At 62.9% G+C, this 15,699-nt stretch carries 16 protein-coding genes; 8 read left to right on the top strand and 8 right to left on the bottom strand.

The window, feature by feature from the left end; translation table 11 throughout:
- The first annotated feature begins 18 nt into the window (after positions 1 to 18).
- The gene (locus ACX4ZE_RS13460) at positions 19 to 4,218 is read left to right on the top strand and encodes a bifunctional nitrate reductase/sulfite reductase flavoprotein subunit alpha (RefSeq protein WP_480273742.1); all 4,200 of its coding nucleotides are present in this window, start codon (positions 19 to 21) and stop codon (positions 4,216 to 4,218) included.
- A 111-nt stretch (positions 4,219 to 4,329) separates the two neighbouring features.
- Here ACX4ZE_RS13460 and menD read toward each other — a convergent pair whose 3' ends face one another.
- The 3 genes from menD to ACX4ZE_RS13445 form a co-directional block, all read right to left on the bottom strand.
- The gene (menD, locus tag ACX4ZE_RS13455) at positions 4,330 to 5,973 is read right to left on the bottom strand and encodes a 2-succinyl-5-enolpyruvyl-6-hydroxy-3-cyclohexene-1-carboxylic-acid synthase (protein ID WP_480273741.1); all 1,644 of its coding nucleotides are present in this window, start codon (positions 5,971 to 5,973) and stop codon (positions 4,330 to 4,332) included.
- A 234-nt stretch (positions 5,974 to 6,207) separates the two neighbouring features.
- Entirely contained in the window at positions 6,208 to 6,654 is a 447-nt protein-coding gene (locus ACX4ZE_RS13450; RefSeq protein WP_480273740.1) for a DUF6918 family protein, read from the bottom strand.
- Between the two features lie 74 nt (positions 6,655 to 6,728).
- Entirely contained in the window at positions 6,729 to 7,385 is a 657-nt protein-coding gene (locus ACX4ZE_RS13445; RefSeq protein WP_480273739.1) for a PaaI family thioesterase, read from the bottom strand.
- Positions 7,386 to 7,500: 115 nt separating this feature from the next.
- On the opposite strand from ACX4ZE_RS13445, the gene ACX4ZE_RS13440 reads away from it, so the two are divergent.
- The 5 genes from ACX4ZE_RS13440 to ACX4ZE_RS13420 all read left to right on the top strand — a co-directional run bounded on the left by ACX4ZE_RS13440 (position 7,501) and on the right by ACX4ZE_RS13420 (position 12,080).
- Positions 7,501 to 8,394: a 1,4-dihydroxy-2-naphthoyl-CoA synthase gene (locus tag ACX4ZE_RS13440; RefSeq protein ID WP_480273738.1), complete on the top strand. Its 894-nt coding sequence runs from the start codon at positions 7,501 to 7,503 to the stop codon at positions 8,392 to 8,394.
- 1 nt (position 8,395) lies between these two features.
- Positions 8,396 to 8,788, top strand: coding sequence for a VOC family protein (locus tag ACX4ZE_RS13435; protein ID WP_480273737.1), 393 nt, complete (start codon positions 8,396 to 8,398; stop codon positions 8,786 to 8,788).
- Between the two features lie 391 nt (positions 8,789 to 9,179).
- Positions 9,180 to 10,340: an o-succinylbenzoate--CoA ligase gene (menE, locus tag ACX4ZE_RS13430; RefSeq protein WP_480273736.1), complete on the top strand. Its 1,161-nt coding sequence runs from the start codon at positions 9,180 to 9,182 to the stop codon at positions 10,338 to 10,340.
- Between the two features lie 378 nt (positions 10,341 to 10,718).
- On the top strand, positions 10,719 to 11,183 hold the full coding sequence (locus tag ACX4ZE_RS13425; protein WP_480273735.1) for an SRPBCC family protein: 465 nt from the start codon (positions 10,719 to 10,721) through the stop codon (positions 11,181 to 11,183).
- A 27-nt stretch (positions 11,184 to 11,210) separates the two neighbouring features.
- Complete coding sequence (locus ACX4ZE_RS13420; RefSeq protein ID WP_480273734.1) at positions 11,211 to 12,080, top strand: 1,4-dihydroxy-2-naphthoate polyprenyltransferase; 870 nt, start codon at positions 11,211 to 11,213, stop codon at positions 12,078 to 12,080.
- Between the two features lie 35 nt (positions 12,081 to 12,115).
- Here ACX4ZE_RS13420 and ACX4ZE_RS13415 read toward each other — a convergent pair whose 3' ends face one another.
- The 3 genes from ACX4ZE_RS13415 to ACX4ZE_RS13405 all read right to left on the bottom strand — a co-directional run bounded on the left by ACX4ZE_RS13415 (position 12,116) and on the right by ACX4ZE_RS13405 (position 13,927).
- On the bottom strand, positions 12,116 to 12,496 hold the full coding sequence (locus tag ACX4ZE_RS13415; RefSeq protein ID WP_480273733.1) for a phage holin family protein: 381 nt from the start codon (positions 12,494 to 12,496) through the stop codon (positions 12,116 to 12,118).
- A 73-nt stretch (positions 12,497 to 12,569) separates the two neighbouring features.
- Positions 12,570 to 13,655: an L-cysteine desulfhydrase Cds1 gene (gene cds1, locus ACX4ZE_RS13410; protein ID WP_480273732.1), complete on the bottom strand. Its 1,086-nt coding sequence runs from the start codon at positions 13,653 to 13,655 to the stop codon at positions 12,570 to 12,572.
- Positions 13,652 to 13,927 carry a DUF4229 domain-containing protein gene (locus ACX4ZE_RS13405; RefSeq protein ID WP_480273731.1) on the bottom strand — a complete coding sequence of 92 codons (276 nt, stop codon included), beginning with the start codon at positions 13,925 to 13,927 and terminating at the stop codon, positions 13,652 to 13,654. Before ACX4ZE_RS13405 ends, cds1 begins: the two co-directional genes overlap by 4 nt.
- A 270-nt stretch (positions 13,928 to 14,197) precedes the next feature.
- On the opposite strand from ACX4ZE_RS13405, the gene ACX4ZE_RS13400 reads away from it, so the two are divergent.
- Positions 14,198 to 14,407, top strand: a complete 210-nt coding sequence (locus ACX4ZE_RS13400) for a BldC family transcriptional regulator (protein WP_412804453.1) — start codon at positions 14,198 to 14,200, stop codon at positions 14,405 to 14,407.
- A gap of 117 nt (positions 14,408 to 14,524) precedes the next feature.
- A complete protein-coding gene (locus ACX4ZE_RS13395; RefSeq protein ID WP_480273730.1) occupies positions 14,525 to 14,731 on the top strand; it encodes a hypothetical protein in 207 nt (68 codons plus the stop codon).
- Positions 14,732 to 14,999: 268 nt separating this feature from the next.
- Here ACX4ZE_RS13395 and ACX4ZE_RS13390 read toward each other — a convergent pair whose 3' ends face one another.
- Positions 15,000 to 15,344, bottom strand: coding sequence for a hypothetical protein (locus tag ACX4ZE_RS13390; RefSeq protein ID WP_480273729.1), 345 nt, complete (start codon positions 15,342 to 15,344; stop codon positions 15,000 to 15,002).
- A gap of 133 nt (positions 15,345 to 15,477) precedes the next feature.
- The coding region (locus ACX4ZE_RS13385; protein ID WP_480273728.1) for a Fic/DOC family N-terminal domain-containing protein at positions 15,478 to 15,699 on the bottom strand (222 nt) is incomplete at its 5' end.

Raw genomic sequence — 15,699 nt, 5'->3', positions numbered from 1 at the left:
GTAAGCATCATCGAAGACATGTCTGACGCAGTGACCGGCCGCGGCGACAGCACTGTCAAAACGGCGTGCTCGTACTGTGGTGTCGGTTGCGGGATCACGGTACAGACCACCACCAACACCGCGGGTGAACCAGTAATCGCCACGGTCAGCGGTGACAGACTGCACCCGGCGAACGCGGGGCGGCTGTGCACCAAAGGCGCGACACACGCGGAGCTGATGGGTACCTCCGGTCGGATGGAGACCGCATACCGACGTTCGGCACGCGGGCAAGTTCCGGTGCCGTTTCCTGTCGACCAAGCCGTGCACGAAGCGGCGACCCAGTTACGGGCGATCCTGGACGAACACGGCCCGGACGCGATCGCGATGTATGTTTCGGGGCAGATGTCACTGGAGGCGCAATATCTCGCGACCAAACTCGCCAAGGGCTATCTACGCACCGTGCACCTAGAGGCGAATTCGCGGCTGTGCATGGCCAGCGCGGGAACCGGGTACAAACAGTCACTCGGGGCGGATGGACCGCCTGGCTCCTACGACGACTTCGAGCAGGCCGACCTGTTCTTCGTGATCGGCGCGAACATGGCCGACTGCCACCCGATCTTGTTCTTGCGCATGGCCGACCGGCTCAAAGCCGGTGCGAAGCTCATCGTGGTGGACCCGCGCCGCACCGAAACCGCGGCACGTGCCGACCTGTTCCTGCAGATCGCCCCAGGCACAGATATCGCGTTGCTCAATGGGCTGCTGCACCTGCTGGTCGATAACGGCGACATCGATACGGAGTTCATCGCCGAACACACCGAAGGCTGGGACCGCATGCCGGAATTCCTGGCCGACTATCCGCCGCGACGAGTGGCTGAGATCACTGGGCTCACCGAGGCCGATATCCGTACCGCCGCTCGATGGATCGGCGCCGCGGGCGAGTGGATGTCGTTATGGACGATGGGCCTCAACCAGTCCACGCACGGCACATGGAATACCAACGCCCTGTGCAACCTGCATTTGGCCACCGGCGCCATCTGCCGTCCCGGAAGTGGGCCGTTCTCGCTCACCGGTCAGCCGAACGCTATGGGTGGGCGGGAGATGGGCTATATGGGTTCCGGCCTGCCCGGCCAGCGCAGCTTGCTCAGCGCCGAAGATCGCGCGTTCGTGGAGACCGAATGGGACCTGACGCCAGGAACCCTTCGTACCGAAGCTGGACCTGGCACGGTGGAGATGTTCCGCGGGCTGGCCGAGGGCAGGGTCAAAGCGGTATGGATTATCTGCACTAACCCCGTTGCCACCGTGTCCAACCGGAAGACCGTGATCGCGGGCTTGGAGGCGGCGGAACTGGTGATCGCGCAGGACGCGTACACCGAAACCGCGACCAACGCCTACGCCGACCTGCTGCTGCCCGCCACGCTGTGGGCGGAGACCGATGCGGTGATGGTGAATTCCGAACGCACTCTCACCCTCCTGCGACAGTCGGTCCCGCCCATCGGCGAGGCCCGACCGGACTGGCGGCTGATCGCCGACATCGCCACCGCGATGGGGTTTCCCGGTTTCGACTTCGTCTCCAGCGCCGAGGTCTTCGAGGAGATCAAACAGTTCGCCAATCCCGCGACCGGCTATGACTTACGCGGCGTGAGCTATCAGGCGCTGCGCGACGGGCCGATGCAGTGGCCATGCGCGCAGCCCGAACGCAAGCGTAATCCGATCCGATACCGCAATGACGGGATCAGTCAGACGCTATTCCTCGATGCCAACGGTCGACAACCTCGGCTCGCCTTCGCCACGCCGAGCCGCCGCGCGGTGTTCTGGCCGCGACCACACTTGATGCCGCAGGAGATGCCGGACCACGACTACCCCTTCCTGCTCAACACCGGTCGCCTACAGCACCAGTGGCACACGATGACCAAGACCGGGAAAATCGGCAAGTTGACCAAACTGAACGGCACGCCATTCGTCGAAGTGCACCCGACCGATGCCGAGCGTCTCGGCGTGACTGAAGGCGACCAGCTCGAAATCGCCTCACGCCGTGGCCGGGCCGTGCTGCCTGTGCGGGTCAGCGACCGGGTTCGTCAAGGCGATTGCTTCGTGCCATTCCATTGGAACGACGAACAGGGCGAATACCTGACCATCAACGCTGTAACCAACGATGCGGTCGATCCGGCCGCCCTGCAACCAGAATTCAAGGCGTGCGCGGTAGCGCTGCGCCGGGTCGCCGCGATACCACAACCTGAGGCTCCCGCCGCGCCGCCCGCAACCCATCCGCTGGCAACTGTGCTCGGCCTCGACAGCGGCACCACACCAACACTCAGCGCAACCGAGCAGATCTACCTGAGCGGCTACCTGGCCGCGCTGCACGCGCTTCCGGTGACCGGACAGCCGGTGCTCCCGGAATCAGCGCCGATGTCCACACACAGCAGGCTATGGGTCGACGGGCTGCTGGCCGGCATGTACTCACGTGATACGACATCTACCGCCGCCGTGACAAGCGTGAGCGACACCTCCCGTACGATCACCGTGCTGTGGGCTTCGCAGACCGGCACCGCGGAAGCACTCGCCCGCACTGTCGCCGTAAGCCTCACCGAGAAAGGTTTCGCGCCGCAGCTGCTGGAACTGGATTCCTGCGACCTCGGTGCGATCAATGGCGATGTCCTGGTTGTCAGCAGCACTTTCGGTGACGGGGGACCACCGGACAACGGCGCCGATTTCTGGGAACGGCTGGCCGAGAGCATGATACGACTGACCAGTGTGCGGTATGCGGTATTCGCACTCGGCGACTCCTCCTACGATGATTTCTGCGGCTATGGCCGCGCACTCGATCAGAAGCTCGCCGACCTGGGTGCGCAGCGGATGCTCCCCCGTGTCGACAGCGAACCCGACTACGAGGACACGGCACGACGCTGGCTGGATGATGTATGCGCCACATTCGGTGCCGATTCACCTGAGTCATCCAAAGTGTCCGACTCTCCCACCGGTCTTCCGACACCCGGTGAGCAAGACTCGGTGCGCGGCACCATCCACGGCGATACGGTAACCACGGTGGTAGTGCCGAGCACCGCTCCCGCACTCGACCGCACCCGCAGCGCACTCGCGCCGTTCACTCGCGCCGCACCGCTGCGTGCCCCACTGATCCGCAATGAATTGCTCTCAGTGTGCGATTCACAGAAAGAGGTACGCAGGTTCGGGTTCGACCTGCGCGGTCTCGCAGTCGGCTACGAGGTAGGCGATTCACTCGGCGTCTGGCCAGTGAACTGCACTTCGCTCGTTACCGAATGGCTGGCCGTTACCGGTCTGAACGGGCGCTGCCTCGTCGATGTCGATGACGGTGAGTTGCCGCTGGCCGAGGCGCTGCGCAGACACTATGACATCACCAAAATCGGCCAGAACCTGCTCGGGTTCCTCGCCGAACGCAATCCGAGCGGCAAACTCGCCAAACTTTTGCGCAGAGACAACCGCAACGAGCTGGCCAACTATCTGTGGGACCGACAGGCAGTCGATGTACTGCGTGATTTTCCGGTGCGAGCAGATCTGGTGGAGTGGCTGGGCATACTGCACAAACTGCGGCCACGTCAGTATTCGATCTCATCGAGCCCGCTGGTCAGCCCAGACGAGGTGGAATTGACGGTCGGCATCGTGCGCTACGGCAACCCAGCGGCCACCGGCGCGGCGACCCGACGCGGCGGGGTGTGCTCGACCTTCCTTGCCGATCGAGTGAACGCTGGGTACACCGAGACAGCGGTTCCGATATTTTTACAACGAGCGCCGCACTTCCGTCCGCCTGCCGACCCATCGACACCGATGATCATGGTGGGACCTGGTACAGGCATCGCACCGTTCCGCGGGTTCCTCCAAGAGCGCAGAGCCCTTGGCTGCACCGGACGCAACTGGCTGTTCTTCGGCGATCAGCACGCGGCACAGCACTTCTACTATCGCGCCGAGCTGGAGAATATGTTCCGCTCCGGCTTTTTGACCCGGCTCGACCTGGCCTTCTCCCGCGACCAGCGCGAACGGGTCTACGTGCAGCACCGTATGATCGAACACGGCGCGGAGTTATGGTCGTGGCTGTGCGAAGGGGCGCATTTCTATGTCTGCGGCGACGCAGATCGCATGGCCAAAGACGTCGACGACGCCCTGCTACGAATCGCCCGAATCCACGGCAAACTCGACGAGCACGGCGCGCTGGCGTTCAAAAAGCAGTTGATCGCCGAAAAACGTTATGTCCGTGACGTCTACTGAACGACGTCTACTGAACGACGTCTACTGAACGATGTCTATTGACCGTGGACAGGTACACAGCGTCGCCGAGCCGGACGAACTCGGTCTCTGATCTCCGGCATCCGCTCCCGGTCAATGCTGGATCTCAGCTTGTATTGACGCGTGCAGTTCCCGCAGGCTCGACCGTTCGGTAGCGACTTCGAGCACCCTTATGCCGTGCGCGTGCGCGGTCAGCTCGACAGCCAGCTGATGCGGATCGACCTGTCGGTGCGGGATACGGTACGCGGCACACAACGCGGCCAGATCCATGCCGTGTGGGGTGCCGAAGATTCGCTCGAATACACCCGCGTACTGCGGATCGCCTTGCTCGAGCAGCTCGAAGATGCCGCCGCCGTCATCGTTGGCGACCACGATGGTCAGATCGTCCGGCCTCGGCTCGCCGGATCCGATGAGCAGACCCGATGCGTCGTGTAGGAACGTGAGATCACCGATCAGGGCGATCGTACGACCTTCATGGCGCAATGCGGCACCGACCGCCGTGGAAACCGTGCCGTCGATACCAGCGACGCCGCGATTCGACAATACCGTGACCCCTGGTCGAGGATGTGCGACCAACGCGGCATCCCGCACAGGATTCGAGGCGCCGAGTAGTAGCTGGTCCCCGTCGCGCAGCGCGTCCATCACCACTGCGGCGACATGCAGTCCGGTCGGCTTCGGGTGCCGTCCGAGCTCGGCACGCACCATCTGGTGGGCTTTCGTGTTCAGTTCCCCACAGCGCCGCAGCCACCTGGCGCTCGGTGCACCAGTGGTAACCGCCCTGGTACCTGTACCGACTACATTGCCGGACACATCCGGCCAGCGCGGACCAGTGGTAAGCGCGTACACGCGGACGGATGGGTCTGCGAGCACCTTCGATACCTGACGATGCAGGGTGGGACGGCCGGTGATAATCGCTTGCCGAGGTCGTAGCAACGGCAGGGCAAGCGGATGCAGAGCAGGGCCGTGCATAGGCGCGGTGGGCTCGGCAACGGTCGGCAGCGCCGCCAGTTCCGGCCGCAATCCGGCGCCGTGTCCAGAGATCGCTATGGTGTCGGGCGAAAGGTCGAGATCGAGTGGCACATCCAGCGTCGCGTACTGGGCCTCGGTCCATGCACGCTCACCGGCACGGCCCGCTGGAGCCGATTCGGCCGGCAGCAGATCGGGGACGAGCGGCTCACGCAGCGGGACGTCGAAGTGCACCGGGCCGGCGTTCCCAGAACGGGTGCCCCGAGCCGCGGCTAACACTCGGCAAACTGCCGAGCGCCACTGGCTGTTCTGCCGTCCGTAGGGTGGATTAACGGCGTCGCCTGCCTCTTCCTCCGCGAGACCGAGCGAGATGGTGACCCGGACCTGACTGCCGAACAAGCCGAACTGTTCGATGGTCTGGTTGGCGCCAGAGCCCAACAGCTCGTAGGGCCGATTCGCGCTGAGTACCACCAGTGGGATCCTGGCGTAGTTGGCTTCCAACACGGCTGGCCCTAGATTGGCTACCGCGGTCCCCGAGGTCATGACCACCGGAACCGGACACCGGCTGGCGATCGCCAGCCCGACAGCCAGGAAACCTGCCGTCCTTTCATCGATCCGCATATGCAGCCGCAACCGTCCGGCCGCATCGGCGGCCTGAAGGGCGAAGGCCAGCGGAGCATTCCGGGAGCCGGGACAGAGAACGACATCCCGCACCCCTCCGCGCGCGAGCTCGTCGACGACGACCTGCGCCTGTGCTGTAGACGGGTTCACAACTTCAGCCTGACAGACCGTATTGCTGCCGTCGCAGTCGGGAGGTGTTTTGTTTCGCCATGTGGTTGCGACGGCTCGCGTATTCGCGTCAGCTTCAGCTATGCGGGTGACGCCTCGCCTGACCGAGACCAACCCGGTCAGGCGATTGCGGTCGCTGGACGCGACCGCCCTGGTCACGCAGGCAGCGCCCCGCTGGACCAGGAATGTCGATACATCCGAAGCGACCCGTGTGAATCAGTTGGCGTGCTTCTCGATCAAGCTACCGACCCGCGGCAGTGCTTCGACAACGTTCTTCTTCGCCGAGGAACGCATGGAGGAATAGACCTTCTTCAAGGCGGGCCGAGTAGAGGCCTCGGCCCGCGTGTCGGTGACGGCGAGCAATGCCTCGGAGACCTCATCGGACTTGGCGACGAGCAGATCCGCGAAGGTGCCAGACCCCGACGCGGTATATTCCTGCCAGAACGGCTCCAACTGGGCAAGGAGCTTGGGCGCCAAAGACTCCAGCGCATCGGGCACAATGGACGGGCCGATCTTCTTGACTGCCGCGTAGCCACCCTTCACAGCCAGGCCGGACGCACCGCCCTTGTCCGAGACCTCGGCATCGAGAACCTCGACGGCATCGGCAAGGAATGCCGGACGCTTAGCGTCGGTGAGCAGGGATTCAGGCAGTGCTGCAACCACTTTCAGGTTCCTCCGAATAGATATAGATAAACGAGCGAGGGCAACTATACGCACCCGCGCCAGCGTTCGTCCGGCTATGGCTGCCAAGACAACAGCTGTATCATCAATCCTTCGCAGTCGGCGAGCAAATCGCCCTGCTCATCGAGTAGTTCAGCCACGACAAAAGTTTTACGTCCCTCGGTCCGGTCGACCCGCCCGCGAACCGTCAGCGATGCTTCCACTGGGGTGATCTTGCGATAGTTCACATGCAGATACGCGGTGCGGCTGATCGGTCGCCCGACATAGTGCACGATCATGCCGAAAAGGTCGTCGAACAGCAGCGGGAGCACGCCACCGTGCACAGCCCCGTTCCCACCGAGATGGAAACGACGGAACATACCGGTCATCTCGATGCCATCCGGTCCAGCCTTGACCACCTGCCAAGGCGGCAACAACAAACTCCCCCGTCCAGGCAATTCGACCGCCCGGCCCGCGGGACCCTGCAATTCCGGCGCACGGTAGGGCTCGAGCAGGTCGATCAGCTCGTCAGCTTTGGCCAGCGCCGCCCCGAAGACGTCATCCGGCGCATCCGCGGACACCGCAAGATCCTGCAACGTCCGCATCGCCGCTACGTACGCGCCGAAGTTCTGACCGACTCGCGCACGGGTGACCTTGGGAAATCCGCCGTGTTCCTCGTACCGGGAGGCATTCACCGCACTCCGGTCGATAACAGGTTTCACTCGTTCGCTCATGCTTGCACGGTAACGTGTATTTTTACACCGTCAAGCCAAAGTTGGGTCACGCCGCGTGGCCAGCGCGCTCATCGATACCGTGGTCCCGGCGCGGCGGCGAGTGATAATCACAGGCGTGACGTTCAATCCGACGCTGTGGCACCCCGTTCCTGGGTTCGAGAACCTGACCGACATCACCTACCACCGGCACATCGAGCAGGGCACTGTGCGAGTCGCATTCGACCGGCCGGAAGTGCGCAACGCATTCCGGCCGCATACAGTCGACGAACTCTACCGAGTCCTCGACCATGCCAGGATGACCCCGAATGTGGGCGCGGTATTGCTCACCGGCAACGGCCCCAGCCCCAAGGACGGCGGCTGGGCCTTCTGCTCCGGCGGCGACCAACGCATCCGAGGACGCAGTGGATACCAATACGCCAGCGGCGACACCGCGGACACGGTCGATCGAGCTCGAGCGGGCCGACTACACATCCTCGAGGTACAACGATTGATCCGCTTCATGCCCAAAGTAGTGATCGCACTGGTAAACGGCTGGGCCGCGGGTGGTGGGCACAGCCTGCACGTAGTCTGCGATCTCACTCTGGCCAGCCGTGAATACGCTCGCTTCAAGCAAACCGACGCCGATGTGGGCAGCTTCGACGGTGGTTACGGCAGTGCATACCTGGCCAAACTGGTCGGGCAGAAATTCGCCCGCGAGATCTTCTTCCTCGGCCGCCCCTACACCGCCGAAGAGATGCACCGGATGGGCGCGGTGAACAAGGTCGTCGACCACATCGAGCTGGAAGACGTCGCATTGGAATGGACTTCTGATATCAACGGCAAGTCCCCGCAAGCGCAACGCATGCTGAAGTACGCGTTCAATTTGCTCGACGACGGATTGGTCGGCCAGCAAATGTTCGCCGGCGAAGCGACCAGGATGGCCTACATGACCGACGAAGCCATCGAAGGCCGCGACGCGTTCCTGCAGAAACGCGCACCGGACTGGACCCCCTACCCCTGGCATTTCTGATATGGATATCCTCAGCAGCCGAATCATCTTACGCCCCAATGACTACACGGCCACCCTCGAGTTCTATCGCGACAGGCTGGGGCTGGCTATCGCGCGGGAGTACCCCGGTGGCACCGTCTTCTTCGCAGGCCAGTCACTGATCGAAGTGACGAGCTACGGCGGATCAGGTGGATCGTCCGCGTTCGAAGGGGCACTCTGGCTCCAGGTCCGCGATCTGTCCGAGACTGCCGCGGAACTATCCAGCAAGGGCATCACAATCGACCGCGCCCCCGTCGAGGAGCCATGGGGCCTACTCGAAATGTGGATACACGACCCGGACGGTGTACCGATCGTCTTCGTCCAGATCCCGCCCGAACATCCGATTCGCCGAGATTCACGCTGGTCACCGACGTAATATCGGCGCTGTTCGGCAACTCGGCGAGGCTCGTCGAGTTGCCAACACGCATGCTGGCGAGGACGATAACGCTCGGGCTGCTGCTCGACCATCTATATCCGGGTCGACCGTGCCCGTACCCTGTCCGATGAGTGAATCGCAGTACCGATGCCTGCCGTACTTGAACCCCGTTCCGTCCAGATGGCCGCTTCCCGCACGCACCACCACGGTACATCGCCCCGTTCCGCACGGCGGCGGCACGAACATGACACGATCCCTGACGTGAGGGAGCGCAGCGAGCGAGCCGTGGGCACGACATGAGAGGTCAGGCCCGAAGGCAGCAGCACAGCATAACCGCTCAGGGCCCCGCTCATGTCAAGATAGGCCCCGCTCATGTCAAGATAGGCACAGCATGAGCAAGACACTGCGTACCTTGCCGATGCCCACGGGATCCCGCGTCGGGGACGTCATGCCACACCTGCGCGAGGCCCTGGACGGGCAGGGTGCCGCATGGCTGCCGATTCCCACCAATGACCGCCGCGAGACTCGGCGTCTGCGCGACACCTTGTCGCCAGGCGAGTCGATCGACGACGAAGTCGCCTTGGTGGTAACCACGTCTGGTACCACAGGCGTGCCGAAAGGCGCCATGCTCAGTGCGACGGCCTTGCGGGCCAGCGGCACCGCGACGCATGATCGGCTCGGCGGGCCCGGCACCTGGTTGCTGGCCCTGCCCATCCATCACATCGCAGGCATCCAAGTCTTGCTACGGAGCATCCTGGCAGGCACCGAGCCCACTGTGCTCGATGTGTCCGGCGGATTCCTGCCCGAAGCACTGGCAGGCGCCATTGCCGGCATGCGCGGCGAACGCCGGTACACCTCACTGGTCCCAACCCAGTTGATCAAGGCACTCGACACCCCGGTCGCCACCGCGGCACTGGCCGAACTCGACGGTGTGCTCATCGGTGGCGCAGCGACTCCGCCCTCGGTATATGAGCGTGCACGAGCCGCGGGCATCACCGTGCTGCGCACCTACGGCATGAGCGAGACCTGCGGCGGCTGCGTATACGATGGCGTACCGCTGGACGGCACGGAGGTACGTGTCGAGAACGGCCGGGTAATTCTCGGCGGCGTGGTGATTGCCTCGGGCTACCGCAATCAGCCCGACCATCCCGCATTCGCCGAACGGGGCTGGTTCCGCACCGAAGACGCGGGCACACTCGACAATGGCATGCTGAACATCACCGGACGGCTCGACGAGGCGATTGTGACCGGTGGCCTGCTGGTGCTCCCCCAGGTAGTCGAAGCGGTGCTGAGCAACCATCCGACGATCAGCGAGGTGGTGGTGCTCGGATTGCCGGACGAACGTCTGGGGCAGCGTGTCGCTGTCGCGGTGATACCCGCCGCGGGCGCGACACCGAGCCTGGCCGAACTGCGCGAGCATGTGGTCACCGAACTGGACGCCACTGCCGCCCCTCGTGAACTGGCCGTGCTCGACGAGTTCCCGCTGCGCGGACCAGGCAAGCCGGATCGCGCCAGACTACGCGCATACCTGCTCGACAACTCGGCGCGCTGAGCCGACCGCGCCGCGGCCACCGGCTCGAAACCGCAGGCCCTGATTCAAGGTAACGGTTCTGAAAGCGCCATACGAGTGCAGCTCGAATCCACACCGCGACGCCGTATGGTTGGCATAGCCCTTGACTCGCCGCATGATCCGGATATCGACCCAACCCCGGTTCACCTGCGGTGGCCTGCTGCCCTTCCTCGAATTCCCGCACCGGAAACGCCTGCTGTCACCTCAAACAGCCGATAGTGTGAAACCTGATGGTGAACGGTGTAATCGACGCATCACCACGTGTCGTTCGATACTGAACACATTCACTTCTCCGCACTCGCGCAACCGACACGGTTCCTATGCCGCGATTCCGGATGATCGGTCGCATAAGCTGACTCCATGAGTGAGTTCGAGGTGGTTCGTTCCGCCGTCATCACGGCTGAGCCCGCACGAGTACACGCATTGATCAACAACTTCCACGAGTGGGTCAAGTGGTCGCCATGGGAGGACCGCGATCCGCAGATGCGACGCGATTATTCGGGCAAGGACTCCGGTGTCGGTGCGCGCTACTCTTGGAGCGGCAACCGCAAGACGGGGGCAGGAAATATAGAGATCATCGACAGTGCACAAGGCGAGATCGAACTGCGCCTGGAATTCCTGAAACCGGTGAAAGCCACCAACCAAGTGACCTTCGTCCTGGATCCTGTCGAAACCGGTACCGAGGTGACCTGGCGAATGACCGGACAGCGGTCCGGTCTGATGGGGTTGATCGGCAGACTCGTACCGATGGATATCTTGATCGGTCGCGACTTCGAGACCGGGCTGGCTCGGTTGCAAGAGGCAGCGACGGCCGAACCGGCCTGACTATCGCACACGCATTAAGCTGCGGATATGGCTACTGCAGCACAATGGATCGAGGGTGCGCGTCCACGCACTCTGCCGAACGCGATCGCCCCCGTGCTCGCCGGGACCGGCGCCGCCATGTCCATCGACAGTGCGGTGTGGTGGAAAGCAATTCTCGCGCTCCTGGTTTCGCTGGCGCTGGTTATCGGCGTGAACTACGCCAACGACTACTCCGACGGCATCCGCGGCACCGACGATGTCCGAGTCGGCCCGCTGCGACTGGTCGGCCAGCGATTGGCCACGCCCGCCGCAGTACGCAATGCCGCGATCGCCAGCCTCACCTCAGGAGCGATATTCGGGCTGATACTCGTCGCCACCAGTGCGTGGTGGCTACTGCTCATCGGCGCGGCCTGCCTGGCTGGAGCCTGGTATTACACCGGGGGAAGTAAACCCTACGGCTACAGCGGATTCGGCGAACTGGCAGTGTTCGTCTTCTTCGGACTGGTCGGCGTACTCGGCACCCAGTTCGTACAGGTGAACCGGATCGACTGGGTGGGCGCGCTACTCGCGGGCGCGGTGGGCGCGTTTTCCAGCGCTGTACTCGTCGCGAACAATTTGCGCGACATCCCGACCGATACCACTTCCGGAAAGTCCACTCTCGCGGTAAAACTCGGCAACTCCCGTACCCGCACGTTGCACCTCGTCCTTCTTATCGCGCCCTTTATCGTGACGCTGGTACTGTTCGTCCGCACGCCGCTGGCACTGGTGGGCTTGATCGCCATTCCGTTAGCTGTACGTGCCAACGCACCGGTACGCAGCGGCAAAGACGGGCTGGAACTGATTCCCGCGCTGCGCGATTCGGGCTTGTCTCTGTTGTTGTGGTCGGCAGTCACCTCCCTCGCGCTCGGACTCGGGTAGCCACGGTCTGCGACTAGCTTCCAGCGCACTGGAACCTAGTCGCCGTCCGGAACAAGGACGCCGAGTACCCAGTTGACGATCGAGACGATGATGCCGCCGAACACCGCTGCCCAGAAACCCTCGACACGCAGTCCATATTCAGTCAATGCCGTGATTTCCGCGGTAAGCCACAACATGAGCGCGTTGACCACGAGTAGGAAAAGGCCGAGCGTGACGATCACCAGCGGTAGTGAAAGCAGCTTGACAATTGGCTTGACCAGCGCGTTCACTGCGGTGAACACTACGGCTACAGCGAGCAGAACGACAATCTTCGCACCATTGCCCTCCTCGGGAGTGATGATATCGATCTTGTCGACCCAGACAGCGGCCAGCCAAATCGCTACCGCGTTGATGATCAACCGAATCACGAGCTGCATGGGCCTATGGTAGGCCTGCTGGGTCGACATGTGCTGCCCTACGCAGCGAGCTGCGGCAGCACATGTCCACCTGTCAGGCGCCCCAGCTTCCTGTCGCGAGAAATTTGTCCAGGACCGCAGCTGGCTCGACAAGGCTCAACCCTTGCGAAGCAACCCACTCGTCATCGAAATATGTTCCCGTGTAACGATCCCCGCCGTCGCACAACAGCGTGACCACACTGCCGCCCCGCCCCTCCGCGATCATCTCGGCAATGAGGGCGAACACACCCCACAGGTTGGTTCCGGTCGACCCGCCGACTCGTCGGCCGAGCCGCACGCTCGCATGCCTGGCAGTCGCGATGGAGGCCGCATCGGGCACTTCGAACATGCGATCCACCACCTGCCCGACGAAGGACGGCTCGACTCTAGGACGACCGATCCCCTCGATCCGCGAGGGTGTACCGGTCTGATGCGACGCATCACCGAACTCATAACCACCATAGAAGGCGGAGTTCTCCGGATCGACCACGGCCAATTTCGTCGCATGCTTGCGGTATCGAATATAACGGCCGATTGTGGCACTGGTACCGCCGGTGCCCGCGCCGACCACGATCCACTCCGGCACCGGATTGGTCTCCAATGCCATCTGCTGGAAAATCGATTCGGCGATGTTGTTGTTGCCGCGCCAGTCGGTGGCGCGCTCGGCGTGGGTGAACTGATCCATGTAGTGTCCGCCGCATTCAACCGCCAACCGCGCAGCCTCGGTGTACATATCCGGCGGGTGCCGCACGAAATGACAACGCCCACCCTGCGCCTCGATCAGTGCGATCTTCTGTGGAGACGTGCTGGCCGGCATCACTGCGATGAAGTCGAGGCCGAGCAGCTTAGCGAAGTACGCCTCGCTGATCGCGGTCGAACCAGAGGAAGCTTCCACCACCGTGGTGTCCTCGGTGATCCAGCCGTTACAGATCGCATACAGGAACAACGAGCGCGCCAGGCGGTGCTTGAGACTGCCGGTGATGTGTGTGGACTCGTCCTTGAGGTACAGCCGCACGTTCCATTCGACGGGCAGCGGGTAGCGCAGCAGATGTGTATCCGCGCTGCGCTGGGCATCCTCGTCGATCATCCGCACCGCGTTGTCTACCCATGCCCGCGGTGCGGTGCGATCACAGAATTTCACGGAGATGTCCGCCCCTCCGGTGAGCTCTGCGAGTCTTCTCCACGTAGCCGCGCCCGTAGCTGGGCCTTGTCGTGGCGGCGGCGCGCGTCGACCAAGGCGATGTCCTCGTTGACCTTGACACGCAGCCGCTTGAACAGGGTCAGCGAGAGCGGCATCGCAATGATCAGTGCGAACAGCGCCGCGACCACCAGGGGTACGTCCACCGAAACCAACTGCGCGGCCAGCACGATCACCGCGGTGAGCGCAACCACTAGTCCCAACCTCGCGACCATATACAGCACCAGATTCCGGACCAGCCGACGACCTACGCCAGCAGTTTGCCGTCCTGAGCCACTTTCTGGTGGAGTTACCTCACGCACAACCACCAGCCTATGCGAAGCTGTTGCCCACCCCGGTGTACCCCCGAAGACCGAGGGCAGGCGCACATCCGTTTTGTCTATTACCTCCGCTTTACCAACTGTAGATAGTTCGAGTACCTAGGGGTTTCAGTGCGACGATGGCGCCATCTGATGAGGGAACTGTCGAGAACGGAGAGGTTTGCTATGACTGCGATCACCGTCGGCGGCCAAGACACCCTGCTGACTCCAGGCCAGGTTGCGGCCCTGTTCCACGTCGATCCAAAAACCGTGACACGCTGGGCTCATGCCGGACGCCTCGGCTCGTTGCGCACACCAGGCGGGCACCGCCGGTTTCGTGAATCGGAAGTACTCCAACTGCTCGAGTCGCTGACTACCGAAGCGACCGCAAGCTGATCGCAGGGCACGTGGGTCCGGCATAACTCGGACCCACGCGCACCGCAGGTGAATTTCGTACCTGCGGTGCGCTGGAGCCATGTCCGCGGCTACCCTCGTATGTAGGAGGTGAGCGACGTGACGTACCTGTTGGCACTCATCGCAGTGGTGACAATCGCGGTGTTGTGCTGGAAGGCATTCAGCCCTGAGCGGACTGGACCCACTGCCCCGCAAGCACGTTCACCACAGCGCAGACGCGTTATCGGACCCGACGACGACCCGGAGTTTCTCTGGCGGCTATCCCGCCAGCATCGCGACGGCGAGCCCGGTTCCGCCGAGCGCTGACCCAGCGCTTCCGGCTGTTCGCGCGGTAGTACGCGCCGAGGGGCATACGCTGAGTCGTGTGTCCCTCGGCGCTCTGCGTATCGTGGTATCGTGCCGCGCTGATGCCTGCCCTATGGCAGTTATGGGCACACATCGGCTCCGGCCCGGCTCATTCCATCGAGACGCCACGGCAAAGCATGATCTACCAGCATGTTCAGTCGATAGGGACATTGACGGAGTTGGCTACAGTCGACGCTTCTGCGTACGCTCTGCATACCGTTGCCAAGGCTCAGAACGGAGGACTCTCGAGCGCGAGTAGCACCTCCCTACAGGCGAACAGTTTCCGCTGCTGTCGGCCTGTCATCTCTTGAAATATGCCGTCCTCCACAAAATTCTTGACGACGAGGTTCGCAGCTTGGAACGTGACGTTCGTCAGCGCAGCCATGGTCCTCACGTCGATGATTGGGCAACCGATCAAGAATTCCGCGACTTCGACGGCGGAGCCCTTCCGCTTGGACCGGACCCCGGCCACCAACTCATCACAGACACCGAGCAGGTTGCAGATCTGGTGTAGGCCTTGTCGAGCTTCGGTCTCGACACCAGCGGCGAGCTGATCACCGGGAGGACATGGCACGAACCGCGCCTCCTCGATCGGACAATACCGAGCACCGATGGTGACTTGATGCGGGCGAATATCCCAGCATCTGGAGTGTCGCCACTGATAACGCGGACGATGTTTCGCTGCAATTTGCCGAGAAAAGTCCGGGTTATCCGACGTTCTGTTGTGTCTCGAATGAGGCATACGTGCCCTCGAGGGCAGAAGTACTACGGGCTTCGCGACGGATGATCGGCCGGACGATGATCTCCGGTAGGGGCAGCTGAGCCACAGCCTCATCGAAGCAACCGATGGCCATACCAGCTTTGGAACTGGCGTTTACGGCAGCGCTTGACATGATCAGCTGTTGTGGAAGGTCGTCAGGTAAGTACGC

It is taken from the genome of Nocardia sp. TBRC8007 (genome assembly GCF_056629435.1).
Note: the sequence above shows the minus strand (reverse complement) of the source record. Positions and strands in the feature narration are given on the sequence as shown.